Raw genomic sequence first — 17,068 nt, 5'->3', positions numbered from 1 at the left:
CCTCCCCCTACTACTAGTCTAATAAAATGGGGGCTACGACTCCAGTTTAATTAGGGGGCCGTGGAGAATTTCCAGTTATAACTGCCTAATTGAGCTCCAAAAGGCTCATTTGGGGCGATTTAACGGTATGAAATGCAGTATAGAGGCAGCTTCAATCGGATGGAAGTCTTTTAACTGTACGAAATCCAGTATAGGCCAGGGTGTAACAGGGATCTTATGCTAAAAAGAAAAATGGCTGTACAGGGCTGATGACCCTTGTGCAGCCATTTGTTATAAGGGGAGTCCAACCGGGGCGTGATTGTCATGATTCACAGCCCTTTTGAGTCAGTCAGTCTCTTCCTGTCTTATTTGAGTTTAGCTTTCCCCGGGGCAGTTCGCGCGGAAGATCTCAGCACAAGCCTTGCGAATATAAGCAGAGCACCGACTTCCATCGCCGCGATAATGATCCCCATTGGGACGGCGGTCATGCTTCCGCCAAGGCCGACTAGCGGTGCGACAAGGGATCCGAGCAGAAAGGTCAGCACCCCAAGCAGAGCGGAAGCGCTGCCTGCGGATTGGGCTTGATTACGCATAGCCAGCGAGAAGCTTAACGTTGAGACGAGTCCGACGCAGGAAACGATGATGAATAAGAAGAGCAGTATGGCGGGCAGGCCTGCGCCGATCAGAATCATCAAGAGGAGCATAACGCCTCCGAATGCAGCCAGGCCAAGTCCGCCCAGGAGCAGCTTGGTCTCGTTGTACCGGCCGGCAAGTCTGCCGGCGGCTTGGCTCGCCAGAATGATGCCGAGTCCGTTGATGGCAAAGCATAAGCTGAACATTTGCGGCGAGACGCCGAAGATATCCTGCAGGACGAACGGCGAGCCGGAGATATACGCAAACATAGCGCCCAGGACAAGGCCCTGGCATAAGGCGCAGCCGACAAACAGCGGATCGCGCGCAAGTCTGCCGAAGGTCGACAGCGTGTTCATGATTCCGCCCTTCGCACGTCTGGCTCTTGGCAGCGTCTCAGGCAAACCAAGCAGCACACCGAGCAGCATAAGAACGCCGATGACAGCAAGCACGAGAAAGACGCCGCGCCAGGAGGTAAAGTGAAGCAGCTGGGCTCCTGCGATGGGAGCTGCGATGGGGGCGATGCCGTTGACAAGCATGAGCAGGGAAAAGAACTTGGTAAGCTCGGTTCCCGAATAGAGATCTCTTACAACTGCCCGCGCTATAACGATTCCGGCTGATCCGGCAAGCCCTTGTATGAACCGCAGCAGAATGAACGTCCAGATGGAAGGCGCGAAGGCGCAGAGCAGAGAGGATGCCGTATAGCCGATCAATCCGATAAGAAGCGGACCGCGCCGTCCGCGTACGTCGCTGATGGGACCTGCGAAGAGCTGTCCAAGCGCCAGGCCGATTAAGCAGGCAGTCAGACTGAGCTGGGTAAGTGATGTGCTTGTGTGAAGGTCAGACGCCAGCCCCGGCAGAGAGGGCAAATACATATCCAGGGACAACGGCCCAAAGGCGCATAGCGACCCTAGAATGACCGCAGTCCAAAGCCGCCGGGAGCTGATCCGGGTGACCGGTTGTTTCTGTGAATCATCTTCATTCATTGCGCATATTCCTTTCGGGGTGAATCTGGGAAATCTGCTTATCATCCGTGCTTATTATTGCCTATCGGTATCATCCGGTCAACAAGGAGAAAGGTATTTTGACGGGGCTTGCTGGAAGGAAATATTAAAAAATGCTTTCATTCGAGGTCGGCGGTAGAAGCGGGCGAGCTCTCCCGGATTGCCGATGAGGCGTTATATCAGGCGAAGCGGCTTGGCCGAAACCGGGTAGAGATGGCTGATCCGCAGCATACATGGATACAGAAATCCGCTCAAATGCTTAGAAAAAAGGGCTAACCTCGTGAAATAGGTGCTGCGCTTGAAAGTTTCATCTTTCAGCGCAGCACGCTTTAAGCCGGGTTAGCCCTTTATGCGATTCAGCGTTTCTTCGGGTGAATGCTGGCGCAGGATATGCTCTATTTGTTCAGCCGATTGGGGTTTGTAGAAGAGGTAGCCCTGAATCTCATCGCATTGATTACGATGCAGGAAGCTGAACTGATCGTAAGTTTCGACACCCTCGGCCAGAATCGTTAAGTTCAACCGGTGCGCGACGAGCAGCATCGCCATGATGATAGCCTCATCCTTCGGTTCTTGGGCAATTCCGTTCACGAAGGAGCGGTCGATCTTGATTTTATTAACAGGCAGATGCTTCAGGTAGCTGAGTGAAGAATAATGCGTACCGAAGTCGTCAATGGAAATCGTGATGTTAAGCTGCTTCAATTCAGCAAGCGTATTCCAGTTTCGGTCCTGCATCGCCATGCTCTCGGTAATCTCAAGTTCCAGGTGCGCCGGGTCAAGGCCTGTTTCGGTCAAAATATCCTGTACGAGCGGCGACAGCTGATTTTGCGCGAATTGTCTGGCCGATAAATTAACCGCAACCCGAACAGGAGGGAGTCCAGCCTCCTGCCATCTCTTACTCTGAGAGCAGACGGTTCGCAGCACCCATTCCCCGATCGGCACGATAAGTCCGGTCTCCTCCGCAATGGCGATGAAGGAGCCTGGCATAAGCAGGCCGCGCTTCGGATGATTCCAGCGGATAAGAGCCTCGAGTCCAAGAATCCGGCCGCTCCCCACTTCAATCTGCGGCTGATAATGAACGGTCAACTCGTTGCGGTCCACGGCGTGGCGCAGGCTGTTCTTGATTTCAAGCCGTTCTTCGGCATCAGGGTTCAGCGAGCTGTCGTAGATCCGGTAATTGTTCTTTCCTTCATCTTTGGCCTTGTACATGGCGGCATCCGCATATTTGATGAGCGTCGTCGCATCTTCGCTATGTTCCGGATAGAGGGTAACTCCGATGCTGGCGGTTACATCATATTCCATACCCTGCAGGATGAAAGGCTCCTGAAACAGCTCAATGATGGCCTGCGCCGCATCCTGTACGTATCCAATGTCTGATATTTTCGGTAAAATAATAGTGAATTCATCGCCGCCGATCCGCGAGAATATATCTTCTGCGGTCAGAATGGACGATAATCGCTGCCCGACCTGCTGCAGCAGGATGTCGCCTACGGCATGGCCGAGCGTATCGTTAATCATTTTAAAATGATCCAAATCAATAAAGAACAGAGCAAATGAGCGGTTAGTCGGCTTTGCATGGACGAGCAGGCTGCTCAACCGTTCCTGAAAATAATCCCGGTTATGCAAGCCGGTAACCGTATCATGATAAGCCATATGCCGCAGCTTCTTCTCGCTGCCGCCAAGCAGCTCATACTGCTCGCGGAGCTCCTCTTCAGTTGCAATGAGCTCTTCGTAGGTAGCCTCCAGCTGCTGGTTGGCCATGACAAGGCTGGTGGTCCGATCGCGCACCATGACCTGCAGCTTTCCCTTCTGTGTCATCTGCACGTATAGAAACGCAAGCAGCAGCAGCAGCGCGAAGGAGCAGATAATCCGAATCATGCATACTTTGCTTATAATGGAGTCAAGCTTATTCATTTTGGGCATGGCGGCAAGCTCCCAGTAACCATCCGCCAGCGGGACTCGCTTATATAACGTAGATGCATGTTTATCGAAGAGCTTGGGATCGCCGAGTAAGACTTTACCGCCGGCTCTTACAGCCAAATCAATGCCTTTATCCCGCAGCAAGCCGGCCTCCTGCAGAATAGGGGGAATATCAAGGACGACGGAAGCAAAGCCCCAGAAGTGATGATTTTGGCTGATCGATTGTCTGGTAAGAATGCCTAAGCCGCCTTGTACCAGCTCGAATGGACCTAGGATGGTCATGGATGACGTTTGCTTGGTCCGCTCCGCATTTTGCCGGACCTGAAGATCGCTGTGTGTGAACAGATTCACTCCGATAATCTGCTCATTCCCTTTGAGCGGATAGACATATTTTGCAACTCCGTCCGGATAGAGAGATAAATTGCGGACGCCGGTCATAGAGCTGATGAAACCAGAGGCAAAGTCATCAAAATGCCGGTTCTCCAGCTGGCTCTCTTCCGAGAGTTCTGTTTCCGCGAATGCCTTCAGACCGCTTGCGAGAAGGAATTTATGCCCGAGAGTCAAGGTAAGGGAAGAAGCGTTTGTCGTGAGCTCGAGCTTGGCATCGTGATAGACCTCACGTATAAGGCGGTTCTTGTACGAACCCGTAGCCCACCAAATAAGAGCTCCAAAGAGCAGACAGATGCCAAGCAGGAACATCCATGTTCGAAGAGGGGTATGGTAGCGGGTGCTGTTATGATCGATTCTGTCGTTCATGACGTTCTCCTTTTCACGTGCGCTAGTATATGGAAAATGTAGGTAAGAGATTAATTCGGCATAAATCGACAAAATCCTCCAATTATTAAAAAATAATAGGTATAAGGAAACGGCTAAAGGGAATCGATGATAGAAGAATAGAGAGTCTATACAATGAATAATAGTTCTTTAAGATCAATTCATAGACAGGGTGAGGGAAGATGAAACAAGAGCGTATAGGAGATGTAATCAGGCAGCTGCCCAAAGTGGATCTGCATGTGCATTTGGATGGCAGTGTCAGACCGGAGACGGTTCTTGCGATCGCACAGCTCGAAGGCATAGAGCTGCCGGCTTATGATGCGGATGCGCTGCTCCCGTTCATGCAGGTGAACGATTCATGCCAAAGCTTGACGGAGTATTTGAGCAAGTTTGACTTTACGACGCGGTTTCTTCAAACCGGGCAGGCCTTGGAGCGGGTTGCCTACGAGACGGTCGCGCAAGCGGCAGGCCATAACTGTCATTATATAGAGGTGCGTTTTGCGCCTCAGCTCCATCGGCGACTCGGGATGACGGTAGAAGAAGCTATTCATTACGTCACTCAGGGGTTAAAACGCGGTGAGCAGCAGTTTGGCATCCAAGCCAGGGCGATCGGCATTTGTATGCGAAATCACTCTCAAGCGGAGAACTTCGAGGTCATCGAGGCATCAGCGGCCTATATCGGCAAAGGCTTGGCAGCGGTGGATTTGGCCGGCGACGAAGCCTCCTACCCGCCGGAGCTGTTCCGGGAAGTGTTTGCCCGGGCCCATAAGCTTGCGATTCCTGTAACGATCCATGCCGGCGAGGCAGCAGGAGCGGGCAATGTATATGAGGCGATCAGCAATCTGGGCGCATCGCGGATCGGCCATGGTATCAGGCTGCAGGAAAACCCAGATATTCTCGATATGGTGCTCAAGCAGCAAATTCCGCTGGAAATGTGTCCGGTGAGCAACATTCAGACCAAAGCGGTAGCGGGATGGGAGACTTATCCGATCCGCGATTATTACGACAGAGGGCTGAACGTTACGGTGAATACCGATAATCCGAGCGTATCGGGAACGGACATAACGCGGGAATACCGCATTTTGTCTGAGAAATTCGGATTTACGGCGCCTGAGCTGGCAAGGATCGTTATGAACGGGGTGGAGGCTGCTTTTCTGGAGGATTCCAATAAGCAGCAGTTGAAGAAGAGCTGCGGGGAGGCCATTCACGCATTAGGCATTCATCTATAAGTGATGGCCGGCTATCCAGCTTGGGTGATTATCTTATGGCGCCCTCAGCCGCAGCCAAGGGCGCTGACAGATCTTGGACGGGGTGCTTCCGTGTCAGCTGCGGCGCTTCTTAGCGTACCCTGCCGGAAGCGGACCCGGACTCCTTCATCTGGTCGAAAATCACCTTGCCGGTGCGGCCAGCGTTTGAGCTTGCCGAGCAAAGCTTATGCAGGCTGAGATCGAATTTCTCCGCCAGCACCACATAGTTAAAGCTTGATTTGGCCCGCTTATAGCCATTGCGGGTCAATTTTTCACGAAGCTGACTATCCTTCTGCAGGGTGAGAACGGCTTCCGTGATTTCATCTGTGGACTGTGGATCGACCAATAAGCCGGTCACACCGTCAAGAACAGCTTCGCATACCCCTCCGGAATTGCCGGCAATAACCGGAATCCCGGCGCTCGCCGCCTCCAAATACACGATGCCGAAGCCTTCGGCATCCCCTTTTGCAAGCTCCCGGCTGATCATGATGAATTGATCGCATACATTGTAGTATTCATTGAGCAGCTCGCTGCCATGAACACTGCCGACAAACACGACATAGTCGCTCACCCCAAGCTGGATGGACAGCTGCTCCAGCCGCTTGCGCTCAGGTCCCTCCCCGACAATCAGGTAGAGGGCACTCGGCAGCGCCTGGATGATGGCAGGCATGGCTTCAATGACGCGGTCATGGCCCTTTCTAAGAACAAGCCGGCCAACGGAGAGCAGGACATATTTATCTTCGAGCTTATGCTTGTGCATCAGCTCGCTGCTCTTGGCTTGAATGTCGTATCCGCTCTCTACGCCCGGATGGACAAGATCGATTTTGCTGGCGGGAACGCCGTAGCTCTCGACGAGCTTCTTCGTGAATTCGCTGTTCGTCAATATCAGATCGGCGCGCCGCAGAATCTGCTTAACGATGAAGCGGAGACCCCATACGCGGCGGAACATCAGCATATCCATGCCATGGGTAGAGATTGCATATCTGTGGCCGGACAGCAGCTTGAGAATGAGGCCGATAATGCCGATCATAATATACCCGTATATGGTAACTTCAATAGACTCCTGCCGGATCATACGCCGCACATAGGAGAAAAGCCGGGGCCAGCTCCTTACATCGACGCTTTCATTCTTCATGAACGGTCCGCGGATGATGGTGAAGGGCTGATCGGCGTCAAACGCTTCATCTCCATCATATTTGGGCGCAAGTACGGTTATCTCATGTCCCGAATGCTTGCACAAATTGTAATAGTAATTTTGCATACCGCCGATGCCGGGCGGGAAAACACCTGCAACGAGAAGGATTTTATTTGGCGTCATGGGCTCTCATCCTTTTCTTCGTTATGTAGTGAACCGCATTCATCATCGCCCAAAATAACAGCTCTCCCGCCATGTTCCAAATCCGCGCGATGACAGATAGATGGAGCGCTGCTGCCGTATCGGTCTGAAAAGACAGAAGGTAAACCAGGAGCCCTTCCCTGACGCCCAGCCCGCCGGGCAGCGGACTGAGTAAACCGAGCAGCCAGGCAGAGGCAAAGGTACCCGCGGCATAGAAAATACCGACATGCTGGATATGAAAGCTCTTGAGAAGAAGCCAGAACGAAATACCCATTATGAAATGGCTGACCATGAAATAACCGAAGTAGAGAAAGAAACGGTTCCTCTGCAGTGTGAACAAGGGACGGTCAAGCGATTCAGCGAATCTGGCGGCGAAACGTTCCGTGAAGCGGTGTGTGCCAAGACGGCGCATAAGCAGCTGCAGGCATCGGTTAACTGCGGCAGAAACGGGATTGAAGAACAGATACAGCAAGGTGAGCAGCAGAGCGAGTAACGCTAATGAATAAAGCGGAATTTCACCCAAATCAGCCAGCAAAATAAGGGCATACATAGAAGCGGCAAGCACCAGCAGCACATTCTCATAGACGATGGTTGACATTTGGATATCAAAAGGCACTCCCTTGCGGCTGGCAAGCACGACCCGTCCGGCGTAATTCCAGAATCCGCCCGGTATGTATTTGGCGAATTGTGAATTGATATAGACAAGCAGGCCGTCGCGGAAAGAGAGCTGCCTGCTTGAATCGTTCAGAATGGCAGTCCAAATGAAGGCCTGCAGCAGCAGAAAGACCGTGAACAGCAGCAGAGAAACGTAGAACAAGAAGCCGGCATGCCGGAAGTAGCTTACAAGCTCCGCAGGCTCCAGGGTAATGGTTGTGGCGGCGAAATAGACGATTACCGCAGCGAGTAAAAGCTTCGTTACAGCGGGCAGTAGGGTTCGAAAGCGATTCATGCATTCACCGTCCTGTGTTTCTATTATATCGCGGTAAGAATGGATGAACACCGCCCTTACAAAGACTCAATAATTGATAAGCCGGAAGGGAGGCTGCCCGTGAGTGTAAGCTGTAAACTGCAAGCAAAGAGGCTGATTCGAAGCAGACATGTCTGCTTCAAATCAGCCTCGCTTTTAAATTAAACGTTAGAATTGATTGGCATACAGCTCGTAGTAAAAGCCTTGATGCGCAAGTCGTTCATCATGCATGCCAGGTTCGGCGTTTCTCCATCCAGCGGTAAAAATTAGAAGCTCAGCTCCAAGTCTGTATCCGTCTCGGTGTAAATGGAGATGAGCACAACAGCCGTTTCCTCGCCTACATTCTTGGCAAAATGCGGGACGCAGGCATGCCAGCTGAAGGAGTCGCCTTCATGCAGCGTAGCGGAGTCTTCACCCTGCTCGACATAGATGGTGCCCTTCAGCACCACATGCACCTCTTTACCCTCATGCGCATGCGGCTCTGAGCCTGAGGCAGCGCCTGGCGGAAGCTCAATAAGCGACATTCGTATTCCGCCTACCGAACTTAGATGGGAGACCTTCATCGCACCGCTGCTGCTTGTAGTAACCTGCCTCTCCTCTTTGCGCACGACGTTCATGCGGTCCTCTTTACGAAGCAGCAGAAAAGCCAAAGGGACGTTCAGGGCCGCTGCGATTTGATCTAAGGTGGCGATGGAGGGCGATGTTTTGTTCGTTTCGACCTGGCTCATGAAACCTTGGGACAATCCGGTTGCTTCACAGATTTGGGCGATAGTGATGTTTTTGCGTTTGCGTATGGTTCTTATCGTGGAGCCGATGTCCATAAGAGCTGCACCTCGACTTTCAGTGGAATATTAGTAATAACAACATTAAGTTCATAATATCAAAATTTCCATTGACTCGCTATGAGGAAAGGAGTTAAATTAGTGATGTAAACATTAATTAGTTATAGCTAATATTTATAGGGGATAACGTCTAAGTACATTTTGAAGGAGCGAGTCTATTATGATGCCCTCATATTTCTTTGCGCATGGAGCGCCGTCGTTGGTAATTGAAGAACATGGATATACGGATTTTCTGAAGCAATTTGCAAAGGGGACGGCGAAGCCCAAAGCAATCGTGCTGTTCTCCGCCCATTACGAGAATCAAGTGCAGTCAATCGGCGCAGTCGCGGATACGTACAGCACGATTTATGATTTCTCCGGCTTTCCTGACCAGCTTTATCAAATGACATATCCAGCAAAGGGGGATGCCGCGCTCAGCAAGCAGATTCAATCCTTATTCGAGGTGCAGGGAATCCCAAGCCGGCTCGATCATGAACGGGGACTCGATCATGGCTCTTGGGCGGTGCTTAAGCTCCTCTATCCAGACGCTGATATCCCCGTTATCGCCCTGTCCGTTAACCGCAGCCTGACGAATGAACAGCAGTACCAAATCGGACGCGCTCTGGCTGCGCTCAAGGAACAGGATATTATGATTATTGGAAGCGGCGGAACCGTTCATAATTTGCGCCGAATTCAGTGGAATGCCAGCAACCCGGAGGATTGGGCGGTTTCCTTCGATCATTGGCTGCAGAGCAAGCTTGAGACCTGGGATTTGGAGGCTTTATTCAATTACAGGGAAGAAGCTCCATATGGCACAGATGCCGTACCGACAACGGAACATTTCATTCCGCTGCTGCTGGCAATGGGAAGCGGCGACCGCAGCCGGAAGGCGACCCGTGTATACCAAAATTACCAGATGGGCACATTAAGCCTGGGCTGCTGGCAGTTTGAATAAGCTCAGGCATTAATTCCGGTTTATTAAATTTGGAAAATCCCCTGGTAATGATTCATGTAATCAGGGGACAGGTAAGCGTAACCATTTGGGTTTCCCCCAAACCTTGCATACGGCGGTAAATACAAAGTAAAAAAGCCGAAACAGCGCGAAATAACTAGGATTTTGGCGAATAATGAGAGTTAAAATTACGATTAAAAATACCCAAAAATATTCGCTGGAAGGGCTTGTAAGCGAGTTGCATTTGGGTATTAAATATGGTAAGATAAAAGCATTCATGAAAGAACGAACCTGAATTCACCTATTGAAAAGGGTTGTCATTTTGTGAGACAGGATGGTACCTTTTTCAATGTGTGATTTTTTTATTTGTTAACCGAATAAAAAGTACATGTTAATTTATATTTGGAGGTTTTACCCATGCAAACAGGAACAGTAAAATGGTTTAACGCAGAAAAAGGATTTGGCTTTATTGAAGTTGAAGGCGGCAACGATGTATTCGTACATTTCTCCGCAATCGTTGGAGAAGGCTTCAAATCTTTGGACGAAGGCCAACGCGTTGAGTTCAACGTTGTTCAAGGCAACCGTGGACCACAAGCAGAAAACGTTGTAAAACTGTAGTATTACAACTTCTGTACAAAATAAAACTGCCCTTAACTTGTGTTGAGGGTAGTTTTTTTTAATAAAAGGAGGGATGCATCTTGTATAATAGAAAGAAGTTGTTAGAAGATATCCCTGAAGAAAACACTGCAATTTGGACCTGTGAGAAGGAAGGCTGCAAGAGCTGGATGCGCGATAATTTTGCATTCGAATATGTGCCCACCTGTCATATCTGCCACTCACCTATGGTGAAGAGCATGAAGATGCTTCCGGCGCTGGTTAATTCAAACGGCGACCTCAAGTCGCTCAAAAAAGGTAAACAAATCTAGTAGCCGTCCAATCGTATTTCCGTTGGAACGGCTTTTTTTTTACGATCAGGAGGCATAAGATGCCAACCACTATACGGCTTTCCGTGCGTGCATTAGTTGAATACGCGTTTCGCAGCGGCAGCATCGAATCCGGATTTCGGACAACCAGCTCGATGACCGAGGGGACAAGGATTCATCAGGCCATACAGAAGCAATATGAGGAGCATGACCAGAAGGAAGTGTATGTATCGGAGGAGATCGCGGTTCATGATCTTCTTTTTGTCATTGACGGGCGGTGCGATGGACTGCTTATGGATGATGGGATGCTGATCATCGATGAGATTAAGTCAACGGCAGGGGAGCTTGCGGCGATTACGGAGCATTCGCATCCCGTCCACTGGGCGCAGGCGAAAGTGTATGCCTACATCATTGCCAAGCAGCAGGGACTCAGCCGGATTAAAGTGCAGCTCACTTACGTTCAGACGGTCAGCGCAGAGCAGAAGCGGTTTCGCGAAGAGTACACACTGGAAGAGCTTGAACGCTTCGTCATTCAGATGGTGGAAGCCTATGCGCCGTATGCAGCGATGATTGCTCAGCATGAAGGGCTCCGGGACGCGAGCATCAAGAAGCTGCCTTTCCCGTTCGCGAAATACAGGGAAGGTCAGCGGAAGCTCGCAGGATCGGTATACAAGATAATTGCAGGCGGCGGGAAGCTGTTTGCGAAGGCGCCGACGGGCATCGGCAAGACCATCTCGACGATCTTCCCGGCTGTCAAGGCAATCGGGGAAGGGCAGCTGCGGCGGATTCTGTATTTGACGGCCAAGACGATCACTCGGACGGCTGCGGAAGAGGCTTATGCGCTGCTGCAGAGCAAAGGACTGCATCTGCATGTTGTAACGCTGACCGCGAAGGAAAAGGTGTGTTTCCAGGAGGAAGTGAGATGCGCCAAGGAGCATTGCGAATTCGCGGACGGCTACTATGACCGCATTAACGAAGCGCTGCGCGACATGCTCATGCAGGAAACTTTAATGACAAGAACCGTTATTGAATCGTATGCGCGGAAGCATCGGGTTTGTCCTTTCGAGTTTGCACTGGATGCAGCTTATGCCGCAGATGCGATGATTTGCGATTATAACTATGTATTTGATCCCCGGGTGAACTTGAAGCGCCTGTTCGATGATCAGAAGAAGCAGACGGCTCTGCTCATCGATGAGGCGCATAACCTGGTGGACCGGGCCAGGGAGATGTACTCGGGCGAGCTGAATAAGGCGGATTTCCTTGCTCTGCAGCGTGAATATAAAGGGAATAATACAGCGCTGTATCAAGCCGCCAAAGCGATCAATGACAGCTTCATAGCGCTTCGCAAGCAGATCGGCGACCGTTATACGCAGGTGGTGAAGGAGCTGCCGGAGCCGCTGGTTCAGCTTCTTGAGGCTTTTGCAGGTGCCGCGGAGCGGGAGCTTCTCCAGCCAAATGCGGCTCAGTCAGGCGCGCTGCTGGATATGTATTATAGAGCGCAGAGCTTCATTCGGATCGCGAAGCTGTATGATGAGCGGTATGTGACTTATACCGAATGCACGAGAAATGATGTGAGGACGAAGCTGTTCTGCCTGGATCCATCCCATTTGCTTCAGCAGATGAGCAAAGGCTACCGTTCCGTTATCTTCTTCTCGGCTACGCTGTCTCCGCTGACTTATTATATGGACATGCTGGGCGGAGGGGCGGAATCCGATTACTCAGTAACGATTCCGTCGCCATTCTCAAGTGAGCAGCTCGATGTCTTTATTAGCCCGCTGTCGACGCGTTATCAGGACCGGGAGCGGACAAAGGAGCCGATTATCCGGCTGCTTCGTGATCTGACGAAGCGCCGTCCGGGCAATTATCTGCTGTTCTTCCCTTCTTATGAATATATGAATGATGCCTATGAACGTTATGTCACGGCTGCTGAAGATGGTTCGGCGAATACGATTTTACAGGGTTCCAGCATGACGGAGGAAGAGCGGGAGAGCTTCCTGGCTGCGTTTGTGGAGGAGGACTTCTCATCGTCGGAACAAGAGATAGAAGGGGGCGCGCAAATCGGCGAAGCGCCTGATAAGAAAGCGTTCGCCGGTTTTGCCGTCATGGGCGGGATCTTCTCGGAAGGTGTCGATCTGGTGGGCGGCCGGCTGACCGGGGTAGTGGTCGTAGGTGTCGGACTTCCCCAGATCGGGCTGGAACGCACGATTATAAAGGACTATTTTGACAGTGTCGGGAAAAATGGTTTCGATTACGCGTATTTGTACCCGGGGATGAATAAGGTGCTTCAGGCGGGGGGCAGGCTGATCCGCTCTGAGAACGACAGAGGCAGCCTCCTGCTGATCGATGACCGTTATTTGCAGCCGCAGTATAATCGGCTGCTGCCAATGGAGTGGAAGGATTACACGGTGCTGAAACAGGGTCTGCAGCCTGGGAGCTAGATGAGGCTCCGCCTTATACGGAGCCGTACACCTTGGTGCCTCTTGGCTGGTTGCCCTGATCATCGGGCTCAAGCGTAATGCCGATCGAATCAAAGGCCAGCTTACCGGACGCGATTGGCATGGCGAGCAAGCCGATCCCGCGGTCCGTCTGATGAACGCGAAACGTACCCGCGCTGCTCCTCTTGCCGTCTTTGACCAGCCATACCTGATAAGCCTGGTCGCCCTGCGTAACAGCCGCTCCGAACAAATAAATGACAAACTGCTTGCTCTGGCCATTATCGACAATGCAGGCAACGCCTGAGGAGCGTTCGGCTTTGGCAGAAACCGGCTGCAGGCGGATCAGCTGTGTGATATGGGCAGCGGAGACCGATAATGCATCCTCTACAGGCAAAGGCGCATCTGCTTGATTACGGTAGAGCTGAACATTCCACAGCGACATGAACATAATAGCCGCGATAGCGGCGGCGAATAGAGCTGCGGTCGATTTTTTGCCGAACAGGGGTCTTCTGGCTGGATTTAAGGGTTTTGCCGGGTTACCGCCTTCGACTGAGAAGACAGCGTTCATCACCTGGGTTTTGAGGTCTGCTGGCGGTTCAATCTGATCCATATCCGTAGGAAGAGCCTCCCATACGATGCGCAGCTCCTCGAGCTCCTTCCGGCATTGTTCGCATTCAGGAAGATGGCGTTCGAAAGCGAGCTTCTCCTCGTCTGTGCAGATGCCTGATACATAGTCTAAACAGCAGTCACAAGCTGGCAACCACTCTCTTCCTCCCATCATATTCCCTCCTCTTCCGCGACTAGATGCCTGCGCAATATTTTTAAAGTTTGATGTAAACGATTCTTGACGGTTCCAAGCGGCTGGTTATAGATCGCTGCAAGCTCGCCAAGGCTGTAGCCCTGCCAATAGAAATGCTCGAGCAGCATAATCTGCTGCTTCGACAGATGGCGATAGGCGCCTCTGATTTGCTCTTTGAAGGACTGGCGCTCGGCCCGATCCTCCGGTGAAGGCGTGTGCGCATCGGCAATTTGCTCGAGCTCCTCCGGAACATAGGGTACCACACCGGCGTTATCCCGTCGTTTCTTCCGAAGGGTGTCGGTTGTGATGTTGCGCGTGATCGTGAGCAGCCAGCTGGTGAACCTTCCCTTGTCCGGATCGTAATCGGACTCGGTTGTCCAGAGCCGCAGAAATACAGCCTGCACGATATCTCTTGCTGCTTGTTCATCCTTCAGCGCTTTCCAGGCAAAGGAATAGATGAGACCCGCATAGCGGTCATAGAGGACGGATACCGCCGTATGTTGTTTGCCTTTAATGAGCAGCATCAGTTCATAATCAGACAGATTCTGCATACCGACTAGCCTCCAGAATAGGCATAAATTAGTTTTAGTGTACCAGAATGGCTGACAGACAGATAGACTGGCTAATAAGGTAAAAGGGTAACCGCAATGCGGCTACCCAAGCGGGATAAATGCGTTTGTAAAGGCTGCTAGTTAGCGCTTACGACGATGGTCCCCTGCATCGCCGGGTGAGGCGAGCAATAATAAGTAAAGGTTCCTGCATCGGCAAACGTAACCGACTTCGCCTCATCGAGGCCGAGCAGGTCCGTATCGAAGATGGAATCGTCGGAAGTCGCGGAATGCTTCACTTTATCCCGGTTGATGAATTTGACGATGTCGCCTGCCTTGATCTCAAGCTTCGCAGGAGAGAAGGCAAAATCAACAATCTCCACGACATAGGTGGCTGGTTTGCTTTCAGATTTGGAAGCGCCGGCGGCCGGCTTGGTATCCGGCTTCGGAGCAGCAGGCTTCGGGTCCGGTTTGGTGTCATCCTTGGAACCGGCAGAAGCTGTCTTCCCGGATGAGGAGCCGCCCGCCGGCTTCGTCCCGGAGCCGGAGTCGTTCTTGGACGAGTCCTTCGGCGGTTCGCTGCTGTTATTGCTCTTTGAGGAGTCGCCGCCGGATTTATCCGCCTGCTTGACTGCCGTCCCGGCATCATCATCGGCTTTAGCGGCTGGCGGATTGGATGAATCTTTGTCCTCAGCCTTGCTGCCTGAACTGCCGCCTGGAGCTGGGTCTTCCTTCGTGCTGCTGCTTGATTGCTCCGTTGAAGGCTTGGCTGCGTCATCGTTCTTGGGTGTGTTATCCGCGGGATCCGCCGCCGCAGGATCATCCGCGTCCGGGTTCTTGCTGCCCGCATCGTCAGCCGGAGCTGGCTCATCACTCGGCGTATCCGCCTCAGCCGCCATGTTCATGTTCGAATGGTTCTCATGCGCCTGCGCTGCCTGCGTATTCGTGTTCGACGAACCGCAGGCGGCCAGAAGCAGTACGAGAAGGGTGCAAAGGACAGCTAAGCAGGGTGTGGTGGTTCTTCTCTTCATGGCTTCCCTCCGCTTACTTCACAATAATCTGACCGGTCATGAATTTCTTATGCGGCTCGCAGAAATAGTCGTAGGTGCCGGCTTTGTTCAGCGTGATCGTGAAGGAATCGCCTTTGCTCAGCAGAGGCGTGCTGAAGCTTCCATCCACTGCGACCGCATTATGCTTCATGTCATCAAAGTTCGTGAAGACGACTTTGGAGCCGGCCTCTACCGTAAGCGGACCGGTGCCGAAGGAATATTCTTTGATATCGACATGATAGGTTTTCGGAATTGGTGCAGTTGTGCCGGTGAACGTACCAGGGTTAACGACGAACCAGACGTTGCCCACATCTTGGCCAAGTACATCCCCATGCGCCTTGTCTTTAATAAAGTAATACAGCGGGAAGCCCTTGTAGGTCGTTTGTTTGCTTCCGCCCGATCTTGTGATCGTTCCGATATCCGCCTTGGAAACGCCTGTTGGGACATAGTCGCCGGCAGCCAGGTAAGCAGGCCAGTTCACAAGGCAGGTGCCCTCGCAAACGCTCGTCTGCGGTGTGTCTTTGTCAAAATAGTACAGCGTGCGTCCGTACTCATCGGTCAGATAGTTGCCGAGTTTCGGGGAAGTGCCGATCATGGCGGCGTAATCGGATTTCGCAACGAACCAGACACCGCCGACAGCTTCGCCGAGAACGTCGCCTGCAGCTTGATCCTTGACGAAGTAGTAGAGCGGCCAGCCTTTGTAAGTGGTTTGCTCTGTGCCGTCGGAGCGTTTCAATACGCCAAAATCCGCTGCATTCAGCGAAGATGGGATTTGCAGGTCATCCGCATAGAAGATCGGCCAAGCTTTCAGGCAGTCGCCTTGGCAGCTGGTCAGGTCAGCGGCATCCTTAGTGAAGTAATAGAGGGTGCGCCCTTTGGAGTCCGTGAAGTAGGTGCCAAGCTTATCGGTACTGCTCAGCTTAATCCGCTCGCCGGCAGGAAGCGCTGCTGCTGCGTCGATAACCCCTTCACCTTGGAGCATTTCAAATAAAGAGTGGCCTTGCATCGTCATCGCGGACAGCGCTTCAACGAGTGCTGTTGCGATATGTGCATTCGTAATGGGAGCCGTACCAGCGATTTGGCTCAGGCCTTTTCCTGCTGCGAATTCTTCCGTCTTGGCGTAAGTAAAGTCGGTGCCGGATTTGTAGCCTAACACCTCAAGCAGCACCTTGTAGAGCTGCTGCGAATCGATGGCGGCCAGCGGATTAAATTTCCCGTCACCCGTCCCATTCCAGCCAAGCTCAGGATGGCTCTTCAAATAGCCGAGGATGGCCTGATTGCTTGAGCTTACAACAGAAGCATCGGAGAAGCCGGCTGCTCCGGTGAAGTTCTTCGCTTCCTCTAATTTTCCTTGAAGCCGCAAAGAGATAATAACCGCTTGTATGCGGGATGATTGCTTGCCGAGGTAGGAATCGGTAACACCGTCTCCGTCGCCAAGCAGCAGGCCAAGCTTAGCGGCCGTTTGTGCGTCTGTCGTTACGGCCGGTGCTCCTTCCTCCGCGGATACGCTTACAGCAGGAATTAACCAAGCGCATAGACTGACAATTAATAAGAATAGCCCAAACCTTCTTCTCATCATTCCACAATCTCCCTCCAAATAATAGATAATAGGTATCATTAGGAGGTAACGAACGAAACGGAGAAGAGGTTTGAGCGCTGACTGTGTTTTTTAATATATTTTCGAAAA

At 51.9% G+C, this 17,068-nt stretch carries 15 protein-coding genes; 6 read left to right on the top strand and 9 right to left on the bottom strand.

Annotated features, from left to right (window positions below):
• Nucleotides 1-344 precede the first annotated feature (344 nt).
• On the bottom strand, nt 345-1,595 hold the full coding sequence (locus tag ACFPYJ_RS24770; RefSeq protein ID WP_379190906.1) for a multidrug effflux MFS transporter: 1,251 nt from the start codon (nt 1,593-1,595) through the stop codon (nt 345-347).
• 108 nt (nt 1,596-1,703) lie between these two features.
• Between ACFPYJ_RS24770 and ACFPYJ_RS24765 the strand changes: the two genes are divergently transcribed.
• Nucleotides 1,704-1,889, top strand: coding sequence for a hypothetical protein (locus tag ACFPYJ_RS24765; RefSeq protein ID WP_379190905.1), 186 nt, complete (start codon nt 1,704-1,706; stop codon nt 1,887-1,889).
• Nucleotides 1,890-1,952: 63 nt separating this feature from the next.
• On the opposite strand, the gene ACFPYJ_RS24760 is transcribed toward ACFPYJ_RS24765, so the two are convergent.
• Nucleotides 1,953-4,286 (bottom strand): bifunctional diguanylate cyclase/phosphodiesterase, encoded by a 2,334-nt coding sequence (locus tag ACFPYJ_RS24760; RefSeq protein ID WP_379190904.1) that lies wholly within the window; start codon nt 4,284-4,286, stop codon nt 1,953-1,955.
• Nucleotides 4,287-4,486: 200 nt separating this feature from the next.
• Here ACFPYJ_RS24760 and add point away from each other — a divergent pair, with 200 nt between their 5' ends.
• The gene (gene add / locus ACFPYJ_RS24755; protein ID WP_379190903.1) at nt 4,487-5,533 is read left to right on the top strand and encodes an adenosine deaminase; all 1,047 of its coding nucleotides are present in this window, start codon (nt 4,487-4,489) and stop codon (nt 5,531-5,533) included.
• 109 nt (nt 5,534-5,642) lie between these two features.
• Here add and ACFPYJ_RS24750 read toward each other — a convergent pair whose 3' ends face one another.
• From ACFPYJ_RS24750 to ACFPYJ_RS24740, 3 genes are all read right to left on the bottom strand, one after another.
• Nucleotides 5,643-6,869 carry a glycosyltransferase family 4 protein gene (locus tag ACFPYJ_RS24750; RefSeq protein WP_379190902.1) on the bottom strand — a complete coding sequence of 409 codons (1,227 nt, stop codon included), beginning with the start codon at nt 6,867-6,869 and terminating at the stop codon, nt 5,643-5,645.
• Entirely contained in the window at nt 6,856-7,836 is a 981-nt protein-coding gene (locus tag ACFPYJ_RS24745) for a lysylphosphatidylglycerol synthase domain-containing protein (protein ID WP_379190901.1), read from the bottom strand. The genes ACFPYJ_RS24750 and ACFPYJ_RS24745 overlap by 14 nt, the downstream gene beginning before the upstream one ends.
• A 284-nt stretch (nt 7,837-8,120) precedes the next feature.
• A complete protein-coding gene (locus tag ACFPYJ_RS24740; RefSeq protein WP_379190900.1) occupies nt 8,121-8,675 on the bottom strand; it encodes a helix-turn-helix domain-containing protein in 555 nt (184 codons plus the stop codon).
• A gap of 181 nt (nt 8,676-8,856) precedes the next feature.
• Here ACFPYJ_RS24740 and ACFPYJ_RS24735 point away from each other — a divergent pair, with 181 nt between their 5' ends.
• The 4 genes from ACFPYJ_RS24735 to ACFPYJ_RS24720 all read left to right on the top strand — a co-directional run bounded on the left by ACFPYJ_RS24735 (nt 8,857) and on the right by ACFPYJ_RS24720 (nt 12,988).
• Complete coding sequence (locus ACFPYJ_RS24735; protein ID WP_379190899.1) at nt 8,857-9,630, top strand: DODA-type extradiol aromatic ring-opening family dioxygenase; 774 nt, start codon at nt 8,857-8,859, stop codon at nt 9,628-9,630.
• A gap of 414 nt (nt 9,631-10,044) precedes the next feature.
• Nucleotides 10,045-10,245: a cold-shock protein gene (locus tag ACFPYJ_RS24730; RefSeq protein WP_025337122.1), complete on the top strand. Its 201-nt coding sequence runs from the start codon at nt 10,045-10,047 to the stop codon at nt 10,243-10,245.
• A gap of 80 nt (nt 10,246-10,325) precedes the next feature.
• Entirely contained in the window at nt 10,326-10,553 is a 228-nt protein-coding gene (locus tag ACFPYJ_RS24725) for a cold-shock protein (protein ID WP_379190898.1), read from the top strand.
• A gap of 59 nt (nt 10,554-10,612) precedes the next feature.
• Complete coding sequence (locus tag ACFPYJ_RS24720) at nt 10,613-12,988, top strand: helicase C-terminal domain-containing protein (RefSeq protein WP_379190897.1); 2,376 nt, start codon at nt 10,613-10,615, stop codon at nt 12,986-12,988.
• Between the two features lie 13 nt (nt 12,989-13,001).
• On the opposite strand, the gene ACFPYJ_RS24715 is transcribed toward ACFPYJ_RS24720, so the two are convergent.
• The 4 genes from ACFPYJ_RS24715 to ACFPYJ_RS24700 all read right to left on the bottom strand — a co-directional run bounded on the left by ACFPYJ_RS24715 (nt 13,002) and on the right by ACFPYJ_RS24700 (nt 16,960).
• Nucleotides 13,002-13,763: an anti-sigma factor gene (locus ACFPYJ_RS24715; RefSeq protein WP_379190896.1), complete on the bottom strand. Its 762-nt coding sequence runs from the start codon at nt 13,761-13,763 to the stop codon at nt 13,002-13,004.
• Nucleotides 13,763-14,335 (bottom strand): RNA polymerase sigma factor, encoded by a 573-nt coding sequence (locus ACFPYJ_RS24710; RefSeq protein ID WP_379190895.1) that lies wholly within the window; start codon nt 14,333-14,335, stop codon nt 13,763-13,765. Before ACFPYJ_RS24710 ends, ACFPYJ_RS24715 begins: the two co-directional genes overlap by 1 nt.
• Before the next feature lie 137 nt (nt 14,336-14,472).
• On the bottom strand, nt 14,473-15,363 hold the full coding sequence (locus tag ACFPYJ_RS24705) for a cupredoxin domain-containing protein (RefSeq protein WP_379190894.1): 891 nt from the start codon (nt 15,361-15,363) through the stop codon (nt 14,473-14,475).
• Nucleotides 15,364-15,376: 13 nt separating this feature from the next.
• Nucleotides 15,377-16,960: a plastocyanin/azurin family copper-binding protein gene (locus ACFPYJ_RS24700; RefSeq protein WP_379190893.1), complete on the bottom strand. Its 1,584-nt coding sequence runs from the start codon at nt 16,958-16,960 to the stop codon at nt 15,377-15,379.
• Nucleotides 16,961-17,068 lie beyond the last annotated feature (108 nt).

It is taken from the genome of Paenibacillus solisilvae (genome assembly GCF_042656405.1).
In the GTDB taxonomy this organism is placed as follows: Bacteria; Bacillota; Bacilli; order Paenibacillales; family Paenibacillaceae; genus Paenibacillus_Z; species Paenibacillus_Z solisilvae.
The sequence above is the reverse complement of the archived record's forward strand: the minus strand, read 5'-3'. Positions and strand labels throughout refer to the sequence as shown.

Coding starts and splice junctions, on each gene's coding strand:
- ACFPYJ_RS24770 (WP_379190906.1), bottom strand. CDS start 1,595: ATGAATGAAGATGATTCACAGAAACAACCGGTCACCCGGATCAGCTCC.
- ACFPYJ_RS24760 (WP_379190904.1), bottom strand. CDS start 4,286: ATGAACGACAGAATCGATCATAACAGCACCCGCTACCATACCCCTCTT.
- add (WP_379190903.1), top strand. CDS start 4,487: ATGAAACAAGAGCGTATAGGAGATGTAATCAGGCAGCTGCCCAAAGTG.
- ACFPYJ_RS24750 (WP_379190902.1), bottom strand. CDS start 6,869: ATGACGCCAAATAAAATCCTTCTCGTTGCAGGTGTTTTCCCGCCCGGC.
- ACFPYJ_RS24745 (WP_379190901.1), bottom strand. CDS start 7,836: ATGAATCGCTTTCGAACCCTACTGCCCGCTGTAACGAAGCTTTTACTC.
- ACFPYJ_RS24740 (WP_379190900.1), bottom strand. CDS start 8,675: ATGGACATCGGCTCCACGATAAGAACCATACGCAAACGCAAAAACATC.
- ACFPYJ_RS24735 (WP_379190899.1), top strand. CDS start 8,857: ATGATGCCCTCATATTTCTTTGCGCATGGAGCGCCGTCGTTGGTAATT.
- ACFPYJ_RS24730 (WP_025337122.1), top strand. CDS start 10,045: ATGCAAACAGGAACAGTAAAATGGTTTAACGCAGAAAAAGGATTTGGC.
- ACFPYJ_RS24720 (WP_379190897.1), top strand. CDS start 10,613: ATGCCAACCACTATACGGCTTTCCGTGCGTGCATTAGTTGAATACGCG.
- ACFPYJ_RS24715 (WP_379190896.1), bottom strand. CDS start 13,763: ATGGGAGGAAGAGAGTGGTTGCCAGCTTGTGACTGCTGTTTAGACTAT.
- ACFPYJ_RS24710 (WP_379190895.1), bottom strand. CDS start 14,335: ATGCAGAATCTGTCTGATTATGAACTGATGCTGCTCATTAAAGGCAAA.
- ACFPYJ_RS24705 (WP_379190894.1), bottom strand. CDS start 15,363: ATGAAGAGAAGAACCACCACACCCTGCTTAGCTGTCCTTTGCACCCTT.
- ACFPYJ_RS24700 (WP_379190893.1), bottom strand. CDS start 16,960: ATGATGAGAAGAAGGTTTGGGCTATTCTTATTAATTGTCAGTCTATGC.